The organism is Pseudomonas kairouanensis, assembly GCF_004682055.1.
GTDB classification, from domain to species: domain Bacteria; phylum Pseudomonadota; class Gammaproteobacteria; order Pseudomonadales; family Pseudomonadaceae; genus Aquipseudomonas; species Aquipseudomonas kairouanensis.
On the sequence record NZ_QUZU01000097.1, the window covers coordinates 1 to 2,796 of the forward strand.

A 2,796-nucleotide genomic window follows, 5' to 3' on the forward strand; every position below is an offset into this window, starting at 1 on the left:
AATATGGGGGGACCATCCTCCAAGGCTAAATACTACTGACTGACCGATAGTGAACTAGTACCGTGAGGGAAAGGCGAAAAGAACCCCGGAGAGGGGAGTGAAATAGATCCTGAAACCGTATGCGTACAAGCAGTGGGAGCCCACTTTGTTGGGTGACTGCGTACCTTTTGTATAATGGGTCAGCGACTTATTTTCAGTGGCGAGCTTAACCGAATAGGGGAGGCGTAGCGAAAGCGAGTCTTAATAGGGCGTCTAGTCGCTGGGAATAGACCCGAAACCGGGCGATCTATCCATGGGCAGGTTGAAGGTTGGGTAACACTAACTGGAGGACCGAACCGACTACCGTTGAAAAGTTAGCGGATGACCTGTGGATCGGAGTGAAAGGCTAATCAAGCTCGGAGATAGCTGGTTCTCCTCGAAAGCTATTTAGGTAGCGCCTCATGTATCACTGTAGGGGGTAGAGCACTGTTTCGGCTAGGGGGTCATCCCGACTTACCAAACCGATGCAAACTCCGAATACCTACAAGTGCCGAGCATGGGAGACACACGGCGGGTGCTAACGTCCGTCGTGAAAAGGGAAACAACCCAGACCGTCAGCTAAGGTCCCAAAGTTATGGTTAAGTGGGAAACGATGTGGGAAGGCTTAGACAGCTAGGAGGTTGGCTTAGAAGCAGCCACCCTTTAAAGAAAGCGTAATAGCTCACTAGTCGAGTCGGCCTGCGCGGAAGATGTAACGGGGCTCAAACCATACACCGAAGCTACGGGTATCACGTAAGTGATGCGGTAGAGGAGCGTTCTGTAAGCCTGTGAAGGTGAGTTGAGAAGCTTGCTGGAGGTATCAGAAGTGCGAATGCTGACATGAGTAACGACAATGGGTGTGAAAAACACCCACGCCGAAAGACCAAGGTTTCCTGCGCAACGTTAATCGACGCAGGGTTAGTCGGTCCCTAAGGCGAGGCTGAAAAGCGTAGTCGATGGAAAACAGGTTAATATTCCTGTACTTCTGGTTATTGCGATGGAGGGACGGAGAAGGCTAGGCCAGCTTGGCGTTGGTTGTCCAAGTTTAAGGTGGTAGGCTGAGATCTTAGGTAAATCCGGGATCTTAAGGCCGAGAGCTGATGACGAGTTACCTTTTAGGTAACGAAGTGGTTGATGCCATGCTTCCAAGAAAAGCTTCTAAGCTTCAGGTAACCAGGAACCGTACCCCAAACCGACACAGGTGGTTGGGTAGAGAATACCAAGGCGCTTGAGAGAACTCGGGTGAAGGAACTAGGCAAAATGGCACCGTAACTTCGGGAGAAGGTGCGCCGGTGAGGGTGAAGGACTTGCTCCGTAAGCTCATGCCGGTCGAAGATACCAGGCCGCTGCGACTGTTTATTAAAAACACAGCACTCTGCAAACACGAAAGTGGACGTATAGGGTGTGACGCCTGCCCGGTGCCGGAAGGTTAATTGATGGGGTTAGCTAACGCGAAGCTCTTGATCGAAGCCCCGGTAAACGGCGGCCGTAACTATAACGGTCCTAAGGTAGCGAAATTCCTTGTCGGGTAAGTTCCGACCTGCACGAATGGCGTAACGATGGCGGCGCTGTCTCCACCCGAGACTCAGTGAAATTGAAATCGCTGTGAAGATGCAGTGTATCCGCGGCTAGACGGAAAGACCCCGTGAACCTTTACTATAGCTTTGCACTGGACTTTGAATTTGCTTGTGTAGGATAGGTGGGAGGCTTTGAAGCGTGGACGCCAGTCTGCGTGGAGCCATCCTTGAAATACCACCCTGGCAACTTTGAGGTTCTAACTCAGGTCCGTTATCCGGATCGAGGACAGTGTATGGTGGGTAGTTTGACTGGGGCGGTCTCCTCCTAAAGAGTAACGGAGGAGTACGAAGGTGCGCTCAGACCGGTCGGAAATCGGTCGTAGAGTATAAAGGCAAAAGCGCGCTTGACTGCGAGACAGACACGTCGAGCAGGTACGAAAGTAGGTCTTAGTGATCCGGTGGTTCTGTATGGAAGGGCCATCGCTCAACGGATAAAAGGTACTCCGGGGATAACAGGCTGATACCGCCCAAGAGTTCATATCGACGGCGGTGTTTGGCACCTCGATGTCGGCTCATCACATCCTGGGGCTGAAGCCGGTCCCAAGGGTATGGCTGTTCGCCATTTAAAGTGGTACGCGAGCTGGGTTTAGAACGTCGTGAGACAGTTCGGTCCCTATCTGCCGTGGACGTTTGAGATTTGAGAGGGGCTGCTCCTAGTACGAGAGGACCGGAGTGGACGAACCTCTGGTGTTCCGGTTGTCACGCCAGTGGCATTGCCGGGTAGCTATGTTCGGAATAGATAACCGCTGAAAGCATCTAAGCGGGAAACTAGCCTCAAGATGAGATCTCACTGGAACCTTGAGTTCCCTGAAGGGCCGTCGAAGACTACGACGTTGATAGGTTGGGTGTGTAAGCGCTGTGAGGCGTTGAGCTAACCAATACTAATTGCCCGTGAGGCTTGACCATATAACACCCAAGCAATTTGCAAGCTTTGAGCTGAAAAGCGAAAGAGCACCAGATTGCGGTGTGTGAAGACGAAATGAACCGAAAGTTCGATACTCACAAAACACCGACAGCTGTCACATACCCAATTTGCTGAAGCGAGGCCAGCTGGCCACGACTCAGTACCCGAATTTCTTGACGACCATAGAGCATTGGAACCACCTGATCCCATCCCGAACTCAGCAGTGAAACGATGCATCGCCGATGGTAGTGTGGGGTTTCCCCATGTGAGAGTAGGTCATCGTCAAGATTAAATTCC

The 2,796-nt window shown here is 51.9% G+C and carries 2 rRNA genes; both read left to right on the forward strand.

Annotated features, from left to right (window positions below):
* A 23S ribosomal RNA gene (locus tag DYL59_RS31210) occupies window positions 1-2,501 on the forward strand; the annotation flags it as partial.
* Window positions 2,502-2,671: 170 nt separating this feature from the next.
* Window positions 2,672-2,787, forward strand: a 5S ribosomal RNA gene (gene rrf / locus DYL59_RS31215).
* Window positions 2,788-2,796: the final 9 nt, after the last annotated feature.